The organism is Halococcus thailandensis JCM 13552 (assembly GCF_000336715.1).
Taxonomy (GTDB): Archaea; Halobacteriota; Halobacteria; order Halobacteriales; family Halococcaceae; genus Halococcus; species Halococcus thailandensis.
This window is the reverse complement of sequence record NZ_AOMF01000064.1, coordinates 1-19,385: the sequence shown is the minus strand read 5'-3', so window position 1 is coordinate 19,385 and position 19,385 is coordinate 1. Positions and strand designations below refer to the sequence as shown.

Annotated in this window: 22 protein-coding genes and 1 pseudogene; 18 read left to right on the top strand and 5 right to left on the bottom strand. The window is 54.9% G+C overall.

Annotated elements, in window-relative coordinates; all coding sequences use genetic code 11:
* The first annotated feature begins 149 nt into the window (after window positions 1-149).
* From C451_RS02805 to C451_RS02755, 12 genes are all read left to right on the top strand, one after another.
* Window positions 150-365 (top strand): hypothetical protein, encoded by a 216-nt coding sequence (locus C451_RS02805; RefSeq protein WP_007737477.1) that lies wholly within the window; start codon window positions 150-152, stop codon window positions 363-365.
* A 350-nt stretch (window positions 366-715) separates the two neighbouring features.
* The gene (locus C451_RS02800; protein ID WP_007737476.1) at window positions 716-1,561 is read left to right on the top strand and encodes a DUF7260 family protein; all 846 of its coding nucleotides are present in this window, start codon (window positions 716-718) and stop codon (window positions 1,559-1,561) included.
* A 162-nt stretch (window positions 1,562-1,723) separates the two neighbouring features.
* Window positions 1,724-2,878, top strand: coding sequence for an MFS transporter (locus tag C451_RS02795; protein ID WP_049912765.1), 1,155 nt, complete (start codon window positions 1,724-1,726; stop codon window positions 2,876-2,878).
* A 284-nt stretch (window positions 2,879-3,162) separates the two neighbouring features.
* Window positions 3,163-3,783, top strand: coding sequence for a catalase (locus C451_RS23990; protein WP_206536665.1), 621 nt, complete (start codon window positions 3,163-3,165; stop codon window positions 3,781-3,783).
* A gap of 104 nt (window positions 3,784-3,887) precedes the next feature.
* A complete protein-coding gene (locus tag C451_RS23500; RefSeq protein WP_206536666.1) occupies window positions 3,888-4,844 on the top strand; it encodes a catalase in 957 nt (318 codons plus the stop codon).
* Between the two features lie 220 nt (window positions 4,845-5,064).
* On the top strand, window positions 5,065-5,394 hold the full coding sequence (locus C451_RS02785) for a hypothetical protein (RefSeq protein ID WP_007737469.1): 330 nt from the start codon (window positions 5,065-5,067) through the stop codon (window positions 5,392-5,394).
* Window positions 5,395-5,887: 493 nt separating this feature from the next.
* Window positions 5,888-6,181, top strand: a complete 294-nt coding sequence (locus tag C451_RS23085; RefSeq protein WP_007737468.1) for a toxin-antitoxin system TumE family protein — start codon at window positions 5,888-5,890, stop codon at window positions 6,179-6,181.
* Entirely contained in the window at window positions 6,174-6,644 is a 471-nt protein-coding gene (locus C451_RS02775) for an HVO_A0114 family putative DNA-binding protein (RefSeq protein WP_007737467.1), read from the top strand. The genes C451_RS23085 and C451_RS02775 overlap by 8 nt, the downstream gene beginning before the upstream one ends.
* 6 nt (window positions 6,645-6,650) lie before the next feature.
* Window positions 6,651-6,872, top strand: a complete 222-nt coding sequence (locus tag C451_RS02770; RefSeq protein ID WP_007737466.1) for a hypothetical protein — start codon at window positions 6,651-6,653, stop codon at window positions 6,870-6,872.
* Complete coding sequence (locus C451_RS02765) at window positions 6,872-7,504, top strand: DUF3267 domain-containing protein (protein WP_007737465.1); 633 nt, start codon at window positions 6,872-6,874, stop codon at window positions 7,502-7,504. Before C451_RS02770 ends, C451_RS02765 begins: the two co-directional genes overlap by 1 nt.
* A gap of 332 nt (window positions 7,505-7,836) precedes the next feature.
* On the top strand, window positions 7,837-9,600 hold the full coding sequence (locus C451_RS02760; RefSeq protein WP_007737464.1) for a transposase: 1,764 nt from the start codon (window positions 7,837-7,839) through the stop codon (window positions 9,598-9,600).
* Between the two features lie 374 nt (window positions 9,601-9,974).
* Window positions 9,975-10,499, top strand: a complete 525-nt coding sequence (locus C451_RS02755; RefSeq protein ID WP_007737463.1) for a hypothetical protein — start codon at window positions 9,975-9,977, stop codon at window positions 10,497-10,499.
* Between the two features lie 31 nt (window positions 10,500-10,530).
* Here the strand turns inward: C451_RS02755 and C451_RS02750 are convergent, their stop codons facing one another.
* On the bottom strand, window positions 10,531-11,751 hold the full coding sequence (locus tag C451_RS02750; protein WP_007737462.1) for an outer membrane protein assembly factor BamB family protein: 1,221 nt from the start codon (window positions 11,749-11,751) through the stop codon (window positions 10,531-10,533).
* A gap of 361 nt (window positions 11,752-12,112) precedes the next feature.
* Between C451_RS02750 and C451_RS02745 the strand changes: the two genes are divergently transcribed.
* Together C451_RS02745 and C451_RS02740 are read left to right on the top strand one after the other, a co-directional pair.
* The gene (locus C451_RS02745) at window positions 12,113-12,937 is read left to right on the top strand and encodes an IS5/IS1182 family transposase (protein ID WP_007737461.1); all 825 of its coding nucleotides are present in this window, start codon (window positions 12,113-12,115) and stop codon (window positions 12,935-12,937) included.
* A 165-nt stretch (window positions 12,938-13,102) separates the two neighbouring features.
* The gene (locus tag C451_RS02740) at window positions 13,103-14,317 is read left to right on the top strand and encodes a cytochrome P450 (RefSeq protein ID WP_049912763.1); all 1,215 of its coding nucleotides are present in this window, start codon (window positions 13,103-13,105) and stop codon (window positions 14,315-14,317) included.
* 101 nt (window positions 14,318-14,418) lie between these two features.
* Here C451_RS02740 and C451_RS02735 read toward each other — a convergent pair whose 3' ends face one another.
* The gene (locus tag C451_RS02735) at window positions 14,419-15,042 is read right to left on the bottom strand and encodes a hypothetical protein (RefSeq protein WP_049912761.1); all 624 of its coding nucleotides are present in this window, start codon (window positions 15,040-15,042) and stop codon (window positions 14,419-14,421) included.
* Between the two features lie 136 nt (window positions 15,043-15,178).
* Here C451_RS02735 and C451_RS23225 point away from each other — a divergent pair, with 136 nt between their 5' ends.
* From C451_RS23225 to C451_RS02720, 3 genes are read left to right on the top strand one after another with little or no spacing between them, the layout of a single operon-like run.
* A complete protein-coding gene (locus C451_RS23225; protein ID WP_049912760.1) occupies window positions 15,179-15,661 on the top strand; it encodes a hypothetical protein in 483 nt (160 codons plus the stop codon).
* Window positions 15,636-16,043, top strand: a complete 408-nt coding sequence (locus C451_RS23220) for a hypothetical protein (protein ID WP_049912758.1) — start codon at window positions 15,636-15,638, stop codon at window positions 16,041-16,043. Before C451_RS23225 ends, C451_RS23220 begins: the two co-directional genes overlap by 26 nt.
* A gap of 2 nt (window positions 16,044-16,045) precedes the next feature.
* Window positions 16,046-16,807, top strand: coding sequence for a hypothetical protein (locus tag C451_RS02720; protein WP_007737457.1), 762 nt, complete (start codon window positions 16,046-16,048; stop codon window positions 16,805-16,807).
* A gap of 71 nt (window positions 16,808-16,878) precedes the next feature.
* Here the strand turns inward: C451_RS02720 and C451_RS24260 are convergent.
* The 3 genes and pseudogenes from C451_RS24260 to C451_RS02710 form a co-directional block, all read right to left on the bottom strand.
* A pseudogene (locus C451_RS24260) lies at window positions 16,879-17,414 on the bottom strand (NmrA family NAD(P)-binding protein).
* Between the two features lie 137 nt (window positions 17,415-17,551).
* Window positions 17,552-17,995: a Pycsar system effector family protein gene (locus C451_RS02715; protein ID WP_152420359.1), complete on the bottom strand. Its 444-nt coding sequence runs from the start codon at window positions 17,993-17,995 to the stop codon at window positions 17,552-17,554.
* Between the two features lie 50 nt (window positions 17,996-18,045).
* Complete coding sequence (locus C451_RS02710) at window positions 18,046-18,798, bottom strand: adenylate/guanylate cyclase domain-containing protein (protein ID WP_007737456.1); 753 nt, start codon at window positions 18,796-18,798, stop codon at window positions 18,046-18,048.
* Between the two features lie 167 nt (window positions 18,799-18,965).
* On the opposite strand from C451_RS02710, the gene C451_RS02705 reads away from it, so the two are divergent.
* Window positions 18,966-19,232, top strand: a complete 267-nt coding sequence (locus C451_RS02705; protein WP_007737455.1) for an aldehyde dehydrogenase family protein — start codon at window positions 18,966-18,968, stop codon at window positions 19,230-19,232.
* Window positions 19,233-19,385: the final 153 nt, after the last annotated feature.

Below are 19,385 nucleotides of genomic sequence, written 5' to 3'. Positions count from 1 at the left end.
AACCGATCAACCAAAACAACCATGAGCTGTGACCTCACAGTCGAGGCTACCAGAGGCAAAGTCTAGAGGACTTTGCGACGCGACCAATTGGGTACGCTAACTCGAAGGGTGTTCCAGAGGCCGAGACACTTGTGCCGTTTTCGAGTGGAATGTTGCTGTTCGGTGGGCTCGGTATCGCACTTGGTCGATTCAAGCAGCTCGCACCCGGAGCAGTTGTGACGTGGTTCATCGCCGTTACGCCACAGATGCACGACTTCTGGAACATGGAGGACGATCAACGCGAGGGCCAGCAGGTCCACTTCCTGAAGAACCTCATCATCCTCGGTGGAGCGCTCTCCTTCCTCGCCAACGAGAGCGAGGACTGACCCTCGCATCGCTCCAAGCCTCACTGCCACATCTCCGCTGTCATTGTGTGAACGCTCACGCCGTCGGGCTGCGGCGGCTCCGGTGCTCTTCTCCAGACCTCTCAGCGGTCTAATCAGACAACTATCACCGAGCGTCTGGGTTTGTCGGCTAAGTATCAACCGTTCGTGTCGTCAATTCACCCGGCCAGTACTGGTCACCTGAAGAATCTAAGCCCATACTCACTGCGAAAACCTTCGGCCAGCTGTTCTACACTGCGGCTAAGAGCGAGACTGACCGACAATATATACGGGTTTCGTTAGTGTTGTATTCGACGAATAGAACTATAGTAACCCATGCCGTATTGTCAGTAATGACCACTCGTTTCGTCCCGACCACGACGCGGTCCGCAACAGAGGTCGTCGAGAGTGATCGTGAATGGACTACCGACGAGCGCGATGCGTTCGCGACATTCACCGATCGCATTGCCGATCTCGATGTGGTTGCAGTCAACCCGACGACCGACGAGTTCCAGCAGCCATCGACACAGCTGTTGGCCCAATCGCCTCACAACTCGAATGCAGCTACCACGCTTGAGGAAGTCCATGACATCTACCGCGAGACGGTCATGGCTGTCGATCACTACGCCGACGTCTACGACGATACACTCGAGGAAAGCCTTGCTCAGGAGTTCGGACTGGAGGTCGCGACCACCGTGCGAGCCAGCGATCAGCTCACACCACAGCTCCGCGATCAGCTCGTCGAATGCAGTCAGCAGGCGCGTGAGAGCCGACACTCGCTGCTGCAAGGTCTCAAAAGCGAACATAGTGCTCTCGAGACTGCCGACGAGAAGCTGACACGCTTGGGGTCTGATCTCGACGGGACCGTGGGGACGCGCTCGTTCGAGAACTGGACCGCCAGGGAACTCGCTGATGCTGACGAACGCCTGCGCTCGCGCAGACACGAGTGCGAGCAGCTACTCACCGATCGACAAGCCACTCTCAGCGAACAGCGCGTTCCCAGTACACATCGTATCGATCACGAATTCAACGAGTACCTGTACGGATCACTCTCCGTGACCTATCCCGTAGTGTCGGACACGACCAGTCTCATCGGTACCCTTCGCACTGCCCACCAGAGTGTTGACCGTGCACTCACCGGTCGCGGACTCAGCTCCGACGAAGAATCAGCCACTGCTCCCCGCGGAAAGTGTGACTGAAAGCACGAACAGGGGGATCGTGGCTCTGCCACCGCTCCTCTGGGATTAGTTGCCCAGAGTGTAGCAATCTGGCAGCTACACCAATGCGTTCTGCAGTGAGCCAGTACGTTTTACCAGCCCACATGGCTACCGTGCATAGTGAAGCGAGTCTGGGACTACCGAGTGACACTTGTCGCTCTCTGTACGCTGGCGTTTTTCGCAACGATGGTCGCCCGGCTGGTGATCAGTCCGGTGGTGCCGGAGATCGTCGAGACGTTCGATTCGTCGACCGGTGTTCTCGGCCTCGCTCTAACCGGTCTCTGGATGGCGTATGCTTTCGCACAGTTCCCGAGCGGTGTTCTTGCCGATCGATACGGAGAGCGGATCATCATCCTTGTGGCGATTGGATTGACCACGGTCGCCAGCGCCCTGCTCGCGCTTTCGCCATCAATGCCGGTTTTCCTCATCTTCACGCTGATTTTGGGTGGGGTTGCAGGGTTGCACTACAGCGTTGCGACGACACTCCTGACCCGAGAGCTGAACAACATCGGCACTGCGATCGGTCTTCACAATTCCGGGGCACCATTGGCTGGATTGCTTGCGCCGATCGCGGCGGCCGCCGTCAGCCAGTGGTTCGGCTGGCGGGCGGCGATCGCGCTCGGAACCGTGGCCGCGTTGCCCATATTCATTCTCTTTCGATGGAAAGTGCGTCCAACTGAACCCGCACGTCCCGAGCAACCGATGGGTGACCGATTTGCTCTCAGGCCGGTCGTGGAACTACTTTCCCGGCGGAAGATCGCGTTCACTGCTGTGCTGGCGTTTCTGTTCGAATTCATATGGCAGGCGACGGCGTCGTTTCTCCCGACGTTTCTGATCGCGTATCACGGCTACTCGGTGACGTTCGCCAGCGCGCTGTTCTCGGCGTATTTCGTTATTCAGGGGCTCACACAGCCTGGCATCGGATCGCTGTCGGATCGGTACGGTCGCGAGGAGACGGCGGGGTTCTGTGCGGTGCTCGGGATCAGCGGGTTTACGCTGCTCCTCGTCGGATCCCGATTAGCTGTTCTGCTCGTTGGAATCGTTCTTATCGGCGTTTCGATGGGGTGGGGCGCAGCACTCCTGCCACGGTTTATGGATAACCTTTCAGATGAAGAACGCGGTGCTGGATTCGGTCTCGTGCGGACGGCGTACATGATGATGAGCGCGACTGGAAGCGTCGTCGTGGGCACGATCGCAGATACTGCAGGCTGGGGGATCGCGTTCGGGACGTTTGTCGTGTTTCTCTCAATGATCTGTCTGTCGCTTGTCGGTAATCGGGTACTTAACCTTGGCTTCTGAAGCGAACGCTCTTCTGTAGCGTATCGGAACCAGAAGAATGAGTGACTGATCAATTCCTGATCTGCCTAGTTTCTTGCTACACAAACCATCTCTCTACCGAATGTTCATTGCCGACATGCTATCCCGATAGTCTACACCAGATCGGGACGCGTTGTTCTGAGCTGCTCGTCCGCGTCAGTATCGGACATCGGATATGGTCATAAACCAAAGAAAACTCCCCTCACAGAAAACTATGTTGGGGAGGATTTAAAGTCATTCAGGACAATAGAAAATCGTAGGCAACAATGGCAGAGGACAACCCAAAACATGGAATGGACGAAGCGGATTACGAAAAGGACGACCCCGAGCGTGAGACGCTGACGACGAACTCGGGCGAGCCGGTCCCCGACAACCAGAACAGCCGCAGTGCCGGTCCCGAGGGCCCCCTCCTGATGGAGGATTATCACTACTTCGAGAAGATGGCCCAGTTCAACCGCGAGGAGATCCCCGAGCGGATCGTCCACGCGAAGGGTGGCGGCGCGTTCGGGACGTTCACGGTCACGAACGACGTACTCAGCGACTACACGATGGCCGACATGTTCTCCGAAGAAGGCAAGGAGACCGACATGGCTGCCCGCTTTTCGACAGTCGCCGGCTCGCGCGGTGCGCCCGACACCGTGCGCGACCCGCGCGGGTTCGCGCTGAAGTTCTACACCGAGGAGGGCAACTGGGATATGGTGGGCAACAACACCCCCGTGTTCTTCATCCGTGACGCCTCGAAATTCTCCGACTTCATCCACACGCAGAAGGAAGTCCCCAAAAACGGGCTGAACGATCCGACCCCGCAGTGGGACTTCTGGTCGCTCTCACCCGAGTCGCTCCACCAGATCACGACGCTNAGAAGGAAGTCCCCAAAAACGGGCTGAACGATCCGACCCCGCAGTGGGACTTCTGGTCGCTCTCACCCGAGTCGCTCCACCAGATCACGACGCTGTACAGCGAGCGCGGCATCCCCGCCTCGTGGCGCACCATGAACGGCTACAGTAGTCATACGTACTCGCTGTACAACGACGAGGGCGAGCGCCACTGGGTCCACTTCCAGTTCAAAACCGATCAAGGCATCGAGAATCTCGACCCCGATGAGGCCGAGAAACTCGCCGGCAAAAACCCACACTACCACCGCGAGGACCTCTGGGAGGCCATCGAGGAAGGCAACTACCCCACTTGGACACTCAAGGTCCAGATCATGCCCGAAGAAGAGGCCGAGGAAGTCGATTACAACCCCTTCGACATCACCCGGGTATGGCCCCACGACGACTACCCGCTCATCGAGGTCGGAACGATGGAACTCAACGAGAACCCCGACAACTTCTTCCAAGACATCGAGGAAGCGGCGTTCTCACCTGCCCACACGGTACCAGGGATCGCCCACAGCCCGGACAAGATGTTACAGGGTCGCATCCCATCCTACGATGACGCCCACCGCTACCGCATCGGCACGAACTTCGAGGACATCCCCGTCAACCGGCCGAAGAACACCGAGACGAACAACTACCACCAGAACGGCACAATGCGTTCGGACGGCAACAACGACGGCGGACCGAACTACGAACCGAACAGCTTCGGCGGCCCCGTCGAGAAACCAGAAGTCGAGCAACCGCCGCTCAGTATCGAGGGCGATGCGGACCGGTATGAAGCCGCCGAACGCATCGACAACTTCAAACAGCCCGGTGATATGTTCCGCGACGTGATGGATGACGAACAGAAAGAACACCTCATGGACAACTTCGCCGACGACATGGAACCGGTCGACGAGGAAATCCAGAAGCGCCAGATCGGCCACTTCTACAAGGCCGACCCGCGCTGGGGTCGCGGTGTCGCCGACCGCCTCGGCATCGACATCGAGGCGGCCATCGACGACGAACTGCTCGCGATCGATGACGACGAAATCGCTCACGCACCGATTGTTGAGAAACTCCGCGAATAATATTCACAGCAATATGAAGTGATTCAGCGAGCTCCAACGCCGAATCACTTCACGCGTCTATGCTGGTAAATCTAAGTTTTGGTGGTGAGTTGTACGGTTACGTCTCAGGATATCATAGAACGGTTAGGACGGTTTTGGCTCTCGGCTAAGAAGCCAGCTATCGCTGCCGTGTTGAATTGGAAGACGGCGCGCTGCTCACAGCTTCTCACAAACTTGTTCGATGTTCGAGATAGCGAACATCAGACGATTTCATAGAACCCACGATACCAAGAATCTCGCGCAGTTCGCCGAAACACCGGAGTCGATTTTCCGTTTCGCGGTAGCTGTGGTCGTCTTCGAGTCGATAACCGTGGATGGCCAGGTGCTTCCATGGGTAAGCCCACTCGGCGGGCTTGCCCGCATCGGTCCCAACGCTTGTTTGGCTAGCCGCCTACAGTTCCTGATGAAGTCGAGGAGATCCACTTCGACCATGGCAACCGTCCTCGGCTTCATCCTTATCGATATAACGGTCTATCCCGCCGCCGTACCTCTATTCAACAGAACACTTTGATCGGGCAAGACAGTCATCACGGGTCGAAAAGTACCTGCAGACGCGGAAGCGGCGACAGAGGCGATCATCTCCGAACTCACAGATCTCGGTCTCTTTGGCTAGAATATCCCTCCTGTCTGATGACGGCTAGGTGAGGTTCCTAATGCACGGTTTGCTGTGAACTTTGGACCGTTGGGCTAAATTTCCCGGGTGTCCATGCATGACGAATCCTACCTAGCCGACTTCAGCTCCTGTAACTACCACTCCACCATTTCCGCTGTTTCTGTCTCTTGCTTGCATCCCTTGAGCCATATGAAGAATCAGAATTCGTTGCAGGCTGCAATAATCCATGTGCTTCATTGCAGGGGGCACATCGCCAACAACCACGATCGATATGTCGGCGAACCACTAGAAACGTCGATATAGTAGCATACGGTTTGTTGATTCACCAGAGAACCATCTCCTCCGGCAGCTTTATTGTCTATGATGTCATAGGCCATAATGAATGCGATAGATGGCGGGACCACTCGAACTCAACCGTGCCGTTCCGGGTGGGCGCGTCGAGATGTTCGCTATTCTCGATGCAAGCTATCCTGGCGGGTGGTTCTACCGCTTCCAATACTACCACCCCGAAGACGGCGAAATACTGCGCTACGACAACGCTCACGACGATGACACACTCGGAAACCACCACCGGCACGTCGCTGACGGCGAGGATACTGCTCTCGCATTTCAGAGTCTTGTCGCGCACGTTAGCCTGTTCTTCACTGAAATAGCGCGCATCATCGAGGAGACACCCCATGACTGACAACGAATCCACGCACGACGGCTGGCCCGCTGAGTACCGCGACCCGCGCGACCGTCCCCATCCTGAGACGCTTCGGATCACGGTCGAACCGTTCGAGCAAGCACGCGAGGAGACGCTTGCAGCAGCACGCACTACCGAGGATGGGGAATCCACGCCCGCAGTCGTCTCATTTGCGAGCATCGATGACCTGCGGAAAATCCTCACCGAACGACGCATCGAACTCCTGCGTCTGCTGATCGCCATCGACGGTGCCGCGGAGAGTATTTCTGCACTCGCGGACGCTCTCGATCGGGATTATCGCCCAGTTCACGACGATGTGGGGGTGCTCGATCAGTACGGTCTCATCTTCGTCGTCGACGAGGGCCAGACGAAACGGCCCTACGTTCCCTACCGGCGGGTCCACCTTGATGTTGAACTCGCAGGGCAAGCTGATGAGACTGACCGTGTGGTTGCATCCGGGTGAGAGTCCATGAGCGACGACAACCGCCATCCCGCCGACGCGGAGGACCGTTCGGACGCCCACCAGCAAGAAGCGGTCGAAGCCTGCGAGTACGCGATTGACGCGCTCCACGGTAGCGATCTTTCGCGCGCCCACGCGCTGCTCGATGAGGCACGAGCGGCTGTCGAGCGTGCCCAGCACGATGACAGCGAGCAAGCCTACCGCGAAACTGCTTACGACTGCTACGATTGATGGCCCCAGAGTGGCCGCCAGCGCCGCCCAAGGGCTATCGGAAGCACGAACCCAAATCCACTCAGCCGTGGTTCGTCACGGCCACCCTGTTTTGCTGGCTCATCGGCGTGCTCGTGGCGGTTCCTGCGCTCGTTGTTAGTGTTCACGATCCCGACACCGCTGTTCGTATCGTTCGAGAGGTATTGCAGCCGGATACCGCGGATGAGTGGACGGCCTATATCGTCTGGTTGATCGGGACGTTCGCCGTTCTGCTCGTCGGTCATGAGTCGCTGCACGCGCTCGCCGGACGCTGGTTCGGCCTACGAACGGCATTCCAATTCGAGTACCACCACCCGCTGAGTTGGTCGCCAGAAATCGTCACGTATGGTGGATTTCAGTCGCGTAGTCAATTGCTCGCGATAGCGCTTGCACCCCTCATCATCCTGACGCCCGTGAGCATCGTCGTGCTCGTCTGGAGCCAACATCTCTGGATGATCGCCTCAGCAGCGGTTCTCGCACTCGGCAATTCCGCAGGTGCGGTGGGCGATCTCGCGTCCGTATGGACGTTCTGGGATTTGCCGGATGGCGAACTCATCTATCACGATAGCGAGGGCCGACGGCAGTATTACACGCCAATGAACGAAGAGAAGTGATGCTTTGAGAAACGCCAGCGAGAGCTGTAGTGATTATCGGAGCATTCCATAGTTTTGCGCGAATCGCTTCTAGCAGCTGGGAGATCCACCGTGCGAGATACAGGGCGCGAGGGCGAAGTAAAAAGGAGTCCCTTTTGACGATTCATAGGCCACAAGCAGGTTTTGACAGACTCATCAAGATAATATACGATAGCTATACGTNGAGGGCGAAGTAAAAAGGAGTCCCTTTTGACGATTCATAGGCCACAAGCAGGTTTTGACAGACTCATCAAGATAATATACGATAGCTATACGTTACTTCGGCTCGATTGGTTGCTAAGCTAGGTGAAAATATGTTTAGAGAGAATCACAAACATCAGCAGGAAACGCTCTTTTCGCCCGTTAAAGACCTACCTGCTGGACCAAAGAAGAAACTGCGAAATCACTGGTCTACTCATTTTTACGAACATATTTTCACTCAGATTGATGAGAGAACGTTCGGACGGCTATACCATGGCGGGTATAGCCGTCCGAACAAGCCGGTCAACGAGTTGGTTTCGCTGGAGATCATCAAGCACCTGCTTGGATTGTCCGATGAACAGCTCGAACACGCCTACTTGTTCGACTTTCGCGTCCGAAACGCGCTGGGTAAAGAGACGCTCGGCGACAATATCTGTGCGAAGACGTTCACGAATTTCCGCCGACGGCTGATGAAATTCGAGGAAGAAACAGGTCGAGACCTGCTGCACGAGGTCTTCAAAGACCACCGCAGCTACCTCCAAGAAGAGTTCGAGATCGACGCGAGTACCCAGCGGATGGACTCAACGTTCATTGAGGCCAACATCAAGCAACTCTCTCGGATCGACCTGATTGCCAAAGTCGTGTACAGCTTCCTGGACGATCTCCCCGACGAGATCGTCCAGGAACTCCCAGCCGGGATGGACAAGTTCGCCGAGACAGAGAATCTTGAGCTCTCGTATGAACTGGAGCCGGGAGAGGTTGACTCGACGATGGAAACGCTCGTCGAGCATACCGCCTGGCTCGTTGAGCGGTTTGCAGACGACCAAGAGTATGCTGAGCGTGTGAGTTTTGCTCATCTTCAGCAGATCCTTGACGAGCAGTGCTATCGCATTGGCGAACTCGAAGACGACGAGCTGGATTCTGAGGAGGATACTGACGATGATGACCATCCCGGTGACCCGCCGTCACCGGGATGGGAACCGATCAGGAACTTCACGTCTCCTGAGAATGAGCTAGACCAGACCGGTGCTGAGACGCGCCAGTCAGAGGAGATTGACTCCGATCAAGATCGCGTCGGGCTGAAAGAGCCCGACGAGATCAGTAGCAACTCGATGCAAAATCCACACGACGTAGATGCGACATACCGCCGTAAGGGCAACGAGTCACACTGTGGATACAAAGCGAATGTCGCCGAAACGTGCGATGGCGACAATCCGTTCCGGCTCATTACGACCATTCGGGTAGATACCAACAACACGGACGATGGAGATCTTCTGGCGGAGGATGTGGCAGAACTACCAGCCGAGACAGGATTGACCGATCTTCTGGTGGACGGTGGCTACACGCACAAAGAAGTAGAGTCGTGCTGCGATGATCACGGGATCACGCAGCACTTTACAGGGCTGACTGGGCAGCCGCCTTCTGAAGAGAAGTTATCGCTCGCGGAGGCGGAGTGGGACGGACACAGAATGGTTGCGTGTCCTGCCGGACACGAACCATTCGAGCAGCGATACATGGAGAGCGGCCGCATCTCTGGCCGAATGGACAGCGAGTTCTGTGACGTCTGTCCACTTCAGGAGAGTTGTTTCGTGACGGAGAAGCAGCAATTCTACAGTTACGGTTTCGACGAGCGGAGCGTAAAACTCGCCCACCGCCGGAAGCGGATGGACGATCCAGCCGAGGAAGAGTTTCTGAACTTACGCGCCGGTGCTGAGTCATTAGTCAATGAGGTGTATCATCAAGATGGGGAGAAAACACGGTTCACCGGGACGATCAAGGTGAAGAACGCGTCGATAGCGAAAGCAATCGGGACAAACCTCAAGCGGGCCTCCCGATTCCTTGAATCGGAGGCCCAGCGGAAGCAATCGGCGGGATAAGCGGAGAAATAATCGGTTTTGTCGATATAACGGAGAGAGGGATGCATTTGGGTTGAACTCGAGATCACTGCCGGTGATGAGCATACGATCTCGGTCGGGGTGTTCCCGGCGAAACACCCCTTTCTCCTGTGCCGTCAGNGATATAACGGAGAGAGGGATGCATTTGGGTTGAACTCGAGATCACTGCCGGTGATGAGCATACGATCTCGGTCGGGGTGTTCCCGGCGAAACACCCCTTTCTCCTGTGCCGTCAGGGCGCGTATTCAGCAAACCTGTCACTGTATCAGGTCACCCTCTCGAAATCGTAATCTGTATACCAATTCTCGGTATCCGAGGGAGAGCAACTAAGAGTCGCTAATCCATAGAAGAAACCAATGATCACAGAGGGCTTGCTTCTTGTCCCGCTGTACGTGTTCTTCTTTGCTTTGGCGGCGATACTGTATCTGCTTGGTGCGTTCATACTCGGGGTTCTCGGTGCCGTGCTCACGCTTCCTGTGCTCTATTATTCGGGCTATGGACTCGTCCCACCGAGTTACACTCCAGCCAGTACCGACACTCGGGTGGGCAGTGCAGCAATCGTTCAGCTCGCCCTTGGTGGGGTGTTCGGTGCCGCCAGCCTAGTTGTGGTCTTCTTTGTAGACCAAACGATTCCGTTCCGCCTTCAGTACCAGTTTGCGCGCGTCTCGTCTCGGCTCGAAACAGTCCCAGCACTTGCCTTCGGAATCGCGGTCGTTCTCGCGGTCTGGCTCGGTTATCTCTTCTACCACCGAGGAAAATACACCCACAACGCTCACAACCACTCGAAGTCCGCACTGTTGGCAAGCATCCGTGCCACCACCGTCTTCGGTATCTGCTTTCTCGGGGTCGCTATCTTGAGTACATTCACGCTTTACCTCTGAGAGCGGGCGCATCTAGCGACACCAATGATGGCTACTTCCTCTCCGACCGTCGAGAGCGCCATATTGCATAGAGATTTCCGAGGATGATTGCAGCGCCAATTCCGAGCGAGATGAGTGCTTCATTCGCCCTCGCGCCCGTTTTTCGCCCATGAGGCTTTCCCGGTCTGAGCACTTCCAAAGCCGTAACAGACTTGTCGTCAGCCACGTAGAGCGTCCCTCCCGCAACCACAATTGAGCCGTAAACGTCAGGATGCGTCCACCGCCGCTCGCCTGAAGCCCTATCCAGTGCCCAGAGTTCGGTCCCAACCGACGTATAGAGCTGGCTACTGTCTACCGAGGGTCGAAACCCCCACATCATTCTGTTCCTCGATTGCCATCGAGGTTCGCCCGTATCGAGGGCTAGTGCAAGGATACCGTTCTCGACGGAGAGATACGCGGCCGAGTCAGTGACCGTCAGAGCCGAGGGACTTCCGAAACTCTCCTCGCTGAGTGTATGCGTCCAGACGATCTCCCCGGTTGCGGCGTCCACGCGATGAACTTCGTTCCCCTCACTCGTGACGTACACCGCTTCGGGCGTAAGGGCCGGTGGGTCCTGGATTCGGTCAATGCTCTCGTCGGTCGTGCGAGGGCTATTCTCCCAGAGGAGTTTCCCCGTCTCCGCATCGTAGGCATAGAGGCCCAGATTTTCCGCATCTGACGTGGATGGGCCACTCGTCCATTCACCGACGACAGCGCGACCAGCGGAAACTGCCGGGTGAGTCAACAAAGACCCGCCCGTAGGACCGGGCCGACGGACCCAGCGCGGGTCACCCGTCTCGATATCGAGTGCGTAGAGTGCGGATTTCGTCGGAACATAGACACGCCTATCCGCGATGATTGGGGACGGTGGACTGTATCCGGGGCCGTAGACGGTCGAGGTCGCTTCCAACTCGAACTCCCAGATGGTCGCTCCTGTGTCTGGCTGTAGCCGGTAGACGGTGTCGGTGTTATCACATACGAGCAGGGCATTTTCCGAATACGCCGGCGTTCCCCCGACACCAGCCGCGAAATAAGTGCGCCAGCGTTCTCGCCCCGTCGCCGCGTCGACTGCGTACAGGTGCTTGTCCTCGGCGGTGAAGAACACGCTCCCGTCCACGACGATTGGTGTGTACATGTTCTCCGTCGCGGTATACGACCACTCGGCGGTTGGCGCTTGTTTGATCGACGATGACGACGGATTAGCGTTCGTCTGGGCGCTCGATCCACCACTCATTGGCCACGCGCTTTCACTAACACCGTTGGTCGTGTGTGGCGCTTGCTGTCCGAGCGGGGATAGACCGGCGACTGCAGAGGAGGTGAGAAATTGACGGCGGGGAAGCCGCCGTTTGGAAGACCAATTCGGACCCATTACCCTTCGTTGTGACGAAATGAAAATTAACCTTCGGAAAGGCGATAGATATATCCTCTTCATCTCGCATGGCGATTTCAACAAACAACAATTTGTGATATGGTCTGCTGGTGTAGGGCCAATTGTGACTGATAGCACCCTCCTATACGCTGCTCTATTGAAAATGGACGACGGCGACGGGATTGCTCCGTAATGCGTTTGAGGAAACGAGGTCGAGAAATCGATTATGGGAGTCGCGCTTCTCGACCTCGTTGAGACTGCACTGCGTGTAGCCAAACAAGCGTTGGGGAAGCGAGCGGGCAAGCCCGACTCGGGCGGGCTTGCCCGCGAGGCTCACATCGTCGCACACTGTATTCGCAAGGAAGAGGGCTACAGCTATGCCGAACTCGTCGATCGGTTGAGCCTCATGCCGGAGATATGTGACCGGCTCGGCCTTCATCCTGATGCGCTCCCTGATCCTACCACATTCTACCACTCCCTTGATCGGTACCCGATGTACGTCTGGCGGGCGTTGCTGCGCATCTCAGCGCAGCAACACCCGCAGTCTGGACACGTTGCGTTGGACAGCACGTTCTTCGAACGCAAGCAAGCCTCGCAGTACTATCTCCAACGGAGCGGCCGCACCGTCAAGACGATCAAAGCGACGACGCTGACCGATACAGAGTCGCTTGCGGTACTGGACATCCATTGCTGTATCGAGCGCGAACACGACACGAAGGCTGGCCCGCGGGTCGTCCGCCGGAACGCGGACGACCTGCGGTCAGTAGCTGCTGACAATGGGTTTCAGGACTGGCACACCGAATACGAAATCGCTGCACTGGACGTTGAGTACCTCGTTCATCACCAAGGATCGAGACCGATGGCTACTGCGAATAACGCTCTCATCCGAACGAAGGGCTACACCCAGCGCTGGATGTCGGAGACATCCTATTCGACGGTCAAGCGAACGCAAGACTCCGCCCTGCGTTCGCGGTTCTGGTACCGTCAGTTCCGTGAGATCGTTCTCGTGTTCGCGCTCAACAACATCAAGAAACTCGCCGAGACGCTATGATCGTACTCCCGCACCGAATTTTCAATAGAGCAGCTCATTGTCGTGCTATTATCTATTTTAACAAGACAAATTGTCCTAATACTATCTGATCATCGGGATGCCCTGGAATGACAGAAATCCTTCAGTTATGAAAACCATTATAGAAATGTCCTCTGTACATGGCGTATGGCAACCTCAGGACAAACGGGACCCGTGGCTCAGCCAGACGCACTCTCGACGCGGGAAGCACAACTCGATCCGTTCCCGTGGTATCGAGAGATGCGCGAGGAATCACCGATTCGCTACGACGAGGACCGCGAGTGTTGGGACGTGTTTCGCTACGACGACGTTCAAGCCGTTCTCCAGAACGCGGAGGAATTTTCCTCGGAACGACCGCTGACAGCACAGGGCGAGAATGAAACCGGGGGCATGGCTCTCGAAACCATGCTCAATACCGACCCACCACGCCACGACGAGCTCCGAAAAGTCGTCGACGACCCGTTCAAGCCCGGTGCGGTGAAACATCTCGCCCCGCACATCCAGGACATCACCAACGAGTACATCGATGCCGTCGTCGATGACGGTGAAATGGATATCATCGCGGACCTCGCCACGCCGCTGCCAGTCACCGTGATCGCCGAACTCATCGGCGTGCCAGCGGACGACCGCGAGCAGTTCAAGCAATGGTCCGATACCATCGTCGAAGGTCCCGGAGCAGCCACGGTGAGCGCAGAAACCGTCAGGGAAGAACAGCTACAGGCCCAAGCCGAGATGGCGACGTACTTCACGGACCTGATCGAACAGCGTCAGGAAGACCCACGCGATGACCTCATCAGTAAAGTCATTCACGCTGAAGTCGAGGGTGCCACCCTCTCAGAGGGTGAAACGCTCGGTTTTCTCGCATTGTTGTTGATCGCCGGGAATATCACGACTACGAATCTGATCACGAATGCGGTTCGGTGTTTCGCAACGCTCCCCGATGGGATCGAATCAGTTCGTGACGCCGCTTCGCTCGAACTCGCCATCGAAGAAGTGCTACGGTATCAATCGCCGATTCAGGCGGTCTCACGCATAGCAGCAACCGACACACAACTCGGCGATCATGATGTCAAAGCTGGTGATAGAGTCGTCGCGTGGAACGGCTCAGCAAACCATGATGGCGACCAGTTCGATGATCCTGACACGTTCGTTCCGGACAGATCGCCGAATCAGCATCTCGCCTTCGGCAGTGGCATCCACTTCTGTCTCGGAGCACACTTGGCACGTCTCGAAGCGAGGACCGCTCTCTCGACGCTGTTTGACCGCTTCGAGACGATGCAAGTCTCCGAAACGGAACTCCAACCTGTCGGGAGCTCGTTCCTCTATGGAGTCCAAGAGCTGCCAGTACAGTTCAGTACGTGAGAAATCTAACTTACTGCTCTATTGAAAATTCGATGCGGGAGTACGATCATAGCGTCTTAGTACGTTTCTTGATGTTATTGAGCACGAACACGAGAACGATCTCACGAAACTGACGATACCAGAACCGGACAATCCCGACGCCGTGTGTCGTTTTCAATAGAGCAGTTCTCCTCAATCAGTTCCCCGAGTCGCTCGTATCCCGCTTTCTTTGCACCCACGTTTTCCAGAAATAGCCAGAAGTCCTCGAAACCAAGTTTCTCAAACTCCTCTGTTTCCTCATCGTTGAGCGAGTGTCGCTCACCGATATCGGAGTAGAACCGTTCAACTGCATCCCGCTTCCGTGTGCGGTCTCGGAAGATGTCTTTCCATCGGGGTTGGTCAGCGAAGTTCGGTGCGTAGATGTAGAATTCAAATTCCTCGCTGGTTACGCAGAAATCGATGAATTGCCGTGCGATCTCGTTGATGAGATTCTGGTTCGTTAGCGAAGCTTTGGTGTTCTTGGTCTCGACACGGAACACTTTCTCTTCGTTGTGGGCCGGTCTCACAAGGCGGATATCTGACGTTCCGGAGTGCGGATCACCAACGCTGAGGAATTCGCCAGACTCCAGATACTTCTCAACTCGTTGTCGGTAGGCCTCTCCACTATGTTGGCTTGCTTCTTGCCCGCCTTCGAGATTCTCCCACGACACAGTATACACCTGATTTGAAGGGATGATAAATCCCACCAGTCGGTTGGCGCTTTGCACTTCTCATGATAGAGGAGCTATCGTGACGCCCGAATATCCCTATTGGCCGCAGTGACTCAGATGAAGACAGAGATACTATATACCCTTGTATCCACAAGCCAAATGATAATCAGAGATGAGTAGAGAATTAAGTGTAGAAGAGATCACTGCACTTCTTCTGGACGAACACCGATCAGAGTACGATAATTCGATTCCACCGAAAGCGTTCCACAAGATCCTCTATTTTGGATCACAGGAGTTGAAGAAAGAACACGTTGCGGCGGATCTCCCCATTTACTGGTATATGTATGGGGCCGTCGTCGGAACGAATAATACCGGAATTGGAATCGTAGATACGCAAGCTGGGCAACGAATCAGATGTGACGCGGAAGCCAGTGAAATCAAAGCGGACGACGCCACTATTCGACGTGCCCGGCGAGCCCTCCAAAGTAGTCTCGGTCAGTACTACAGCATGGGCTTGGAGTCGTTGACGGACAAGTTGTACAAAGAGGCTCCCTACGATGTGCAACGCACGTACCGGGAGCTTGACAAGCAACTTGGTGTCGCTGCTGACGATGGACAAATGACACTGTTTGGGAAACGAAGAACGCACTCGTGAGATCGTATATGACTTCGTTGAGAACTTCCCGGTGGACACATTCCCCGAGTACAAAGACGACCTCCATATCTGGTACCGATTGGTGAGTGCAGAGATCGATTCAGATGACTATGATCCAAATCGAGTACAGCGATTATCAGAGAAGTTCTGGCGGTTATTCTGCCTCGAATTAGCGTGTCGTGAGAATACTGGCTTGTTACGCAGTGAAATCGCCGCGGAGTTGAATGTTCAGAGCATCGGCGCGATAAAAGAAAGTATCCGGAGTGACTTCTTGGAGCTCGAACGAGTGAAGGCCAGACAGAACGCCCGAACGAATGAGACAGCTGTCAAGGCTGCGGAAGCGTTCGTGATACCGCTTCTCGATTTCGATGTCGCAACCTAACCATGGCGAGATATTTCCTTGATACCGGCGTCTTAGTTGGGCTATCCTTTCTTCACGACCTCTGGTCTGACGAGGCGGAGAGGCTCTTTGCAACCGACAATTCACTCTACACTAGTCGGACTGTCATCTATGAATACTGCAACAGTACGGTCAATAATTCACCCGAGAGTGCGGATGTTGACTGGAAGACCGAGAAGGGTGTCTTTGGAGATAAGCTTTCGAAGGTTCGAGTTGCTCAGATGAATCTCGATCTGAAATACCGGGGAGTCGCCGATGAGGAGCTGACGCTCGACACGTTGGTGGACGATTTCGTCTCTGAAACAGGAATAGACCGTGAAGTCTTCCCGAAGGAACTAATTGAGGAACGTATCCGCCCAAGCATCCGGGCGTTCCTTGAAAATGAGATTGATGATCAAGAGATCACCTGTGAGGTTGCTCGGGAAACGATGGATGGGTTGTGCGATACGATTCAGACGCAAGCAAGAGATGCGTGCGAAACGATTTTTGAGCGAGTCACAGAATATCCAGAGTCGGATTTGGACCAGGACCGATTCCTACCAGTACTCAGATTTATCGATGGATACGGTGACAAATTAATTCTCAGTACAGTCGCTAATCTGAATGAGAAAAATATTCTCAAAAAGATCGTCTCGGCAGACAAATCTCACATGTACGGCAACCGTGACCGACTGAAGGCTACGTTAGGAATTCACGTCGTCTTCATCAAAGATGAATTTGCCAACCCCTCGCTCCCTACGGATTAGTTTTCCTTTTTCCAGCCAGTCTGCCTCCGCAATTCTGAGCGGTGGGCACGGCTCCGACTTGGTGTAACCCATTACGAAGAATCGAGTCTTACCCTGCCAATATAATTTCTAACGTATGCTGCTACCACCAGGATCAAGCCAATTTCAATGGTTGGTCCTGCTGCCCATTCTCCAAGATATGCTCGCTCGATCCGCCGTTCGACTTCGTACTTCGAGTCGAAGTGTTCGATACCAGTGTCTCGTTCGGCTCCACCGACCGAGCTATAGACGAAGTGGTCAATATCGCTTTCTGCCGCTACCTCAGCAACATTTGTTCCCTGTTCGATTTTACCCTCGTACCCGTCGATGAAGTAGTTCGTGACGCTGAAGACGGCATTGACCGCTTCTATGGCGGGTTGGATGTCGTTTTGTCATTCAGATCACCTTCAATGACGGTCGCTCCTCTGTCGGCCAGTGATCTAGCGGCTGGGCTGTCGCGGTTGCGGGTTAGTGCGTGAACTTCGAACGTCGTGTGCTCGATCTCGGATAACAACCGGTCCGCAACAGCTCCGCCTTGATTGCCGGTCGCGCCAACGACGAGTACGCTGGTATCATAATTGGTTGTCATAGTGGTCCTGCCGGCATGAGCAGCCGCCGGTCAAACTTCCCTACCAAGCGCGACAGCAGGTAGGTATCGCGGTGCTCGCTGTCTAGACCGTCGTAGATCGCAAGCACTCACAAATTCAGTATCTCCTACACGGAACTTCAGTTACAGAGGAGATACGCCCCACCGGAAATTACGGCGAACGTCAACATTCCAGCCGTACCCCGTAGCGACCAACGGAGGAACCGATACTTATTGTGTGCAACCGTAGCTAGGTTGTAATTCTCCCTCACTAAATGTTCCTGCACATCACCCTTGTCGAGTCCACGGATATCCTCTAGGAACGCCTCTGCTGACTCGTGTGCGACGATATTTTCCCAGAAAATAACGCCTTTTTGTGGTGTTGGGGTTCGTGGGTAAACCACCCATCCTGAAAGAAAAATGCTAACAATACCGAATATGCCGCTCAGAAATGCGCTCCCCAATACTACTGAGGACTGGAAAGTGAGATTATTCAATGCATTTGCGGATAGACCGAGAAAAGCGAACTGTGCAGTTAGCAGTATTGAGGCCTTGTTATCTGCAAGCGAAATATACTGGTTCAAGTGATCGTTCGTACGTTCAACCAATGCGTCGGACGTAATATCAGGCATAGCTACCTAAGGTTATCTGTCTCAGTACTACTCCAAATCCCTGAAAAGTGGTAGTAGTGTTGTTGTGTCCAACCTGAAGAATCACTCCCCCATCGATAACTTTCAAACGCACCTTTATCGGTTAGGTACTGGCCCCAGCCATCTTCTTTGTCGGAATGTTGGTAGATGCCTTCGTTAACAAAGTACTGGTTCGTACTGGCTCTGTTCTCTAGTTTCGAGGCGATATTCGCAGTGGTTCCGACCGCAGTTCGGCGATTCAAGCTATGTTTCCCGATCCTAGAAATATGAACGTTTTTACCCATCGATGCGCCACCGCTGATAGTGACTGGCTCGACGTCATTGTCCTCCAGAGTCGGAACGATATGATTCGCTAAACTATATTTCACGGTGGCAAAGTATTCGAGAACAGTCTCTGCAATGGTATCGTAGTCGTCACCGACCCCAAAATAAGCGAGAATGCCGTCACCAGTATTCTTCTCGAAGTAACCGTCGTAGTCTCGGACGATCTCCATGATCTCGGGGATCAATAGATTCAACATGAAAAGGACATCTCGCTCGGAGTTATCTCCTGAATACGCGGTAAAGTCGTTGATATCGACAAAAACAATGCCAAGTTTGAATTTCTTAGCAGAAGCCATCAACATATCTTCCCGGTCAGGCATCGTTCGACCGTTTGGGATGTGCTCCAACCGCTCTTGGACCAGTTCAGCTTGGTCATCAGTCCGTTCCTCGATTTCTTCCTTGTTCAATCCCATTCACCCATCTATAACTTGACTTGGGACTTTACTCTTCGGTCCTTGGGGGGACTCGAACTCGATCTGGGCCAGTAGTGATGTGAACAGGCATAGATCGTCGATCAGTGGTCGTTGTCAACTCACATCCAAAAGTTTGGATACAGTAGACGTCATACTACAGCGCGACCATGCCCGAGACATACCGGAACTACATCAACGGTGAGTGGATTGAGTCAGAGAACGGCGATACGATCACAGTTCGAAATCCTGCGGACACCAGCGACGTAATCGGCGAGGTTCAGCAATCGACTCGTGACGACGCTCAACAAGCGATCGCTGCCGCCGTCGCGGTGACCGACGAGTGGGCGGATATGCCCGGACCATCTCGGGGAGAAATTCTCCGCAAGGGAGCCCGTCTAAGAATTCCGTACTACCCGTCACCCAATATCGCCTGAAATCACTGCTGTACGATTCGGCAGACCGGTCCGTTAGCGTCGACAAAAAAAAGAACCGAGCTCAGTTATCGGGCGATCGCGTCCGCCACTTCGTGGCCGTCCGGCCCCCGGCCGGACCGCCACAGTTTCAGCAGGTTGTGCGTCGCTGAGAAC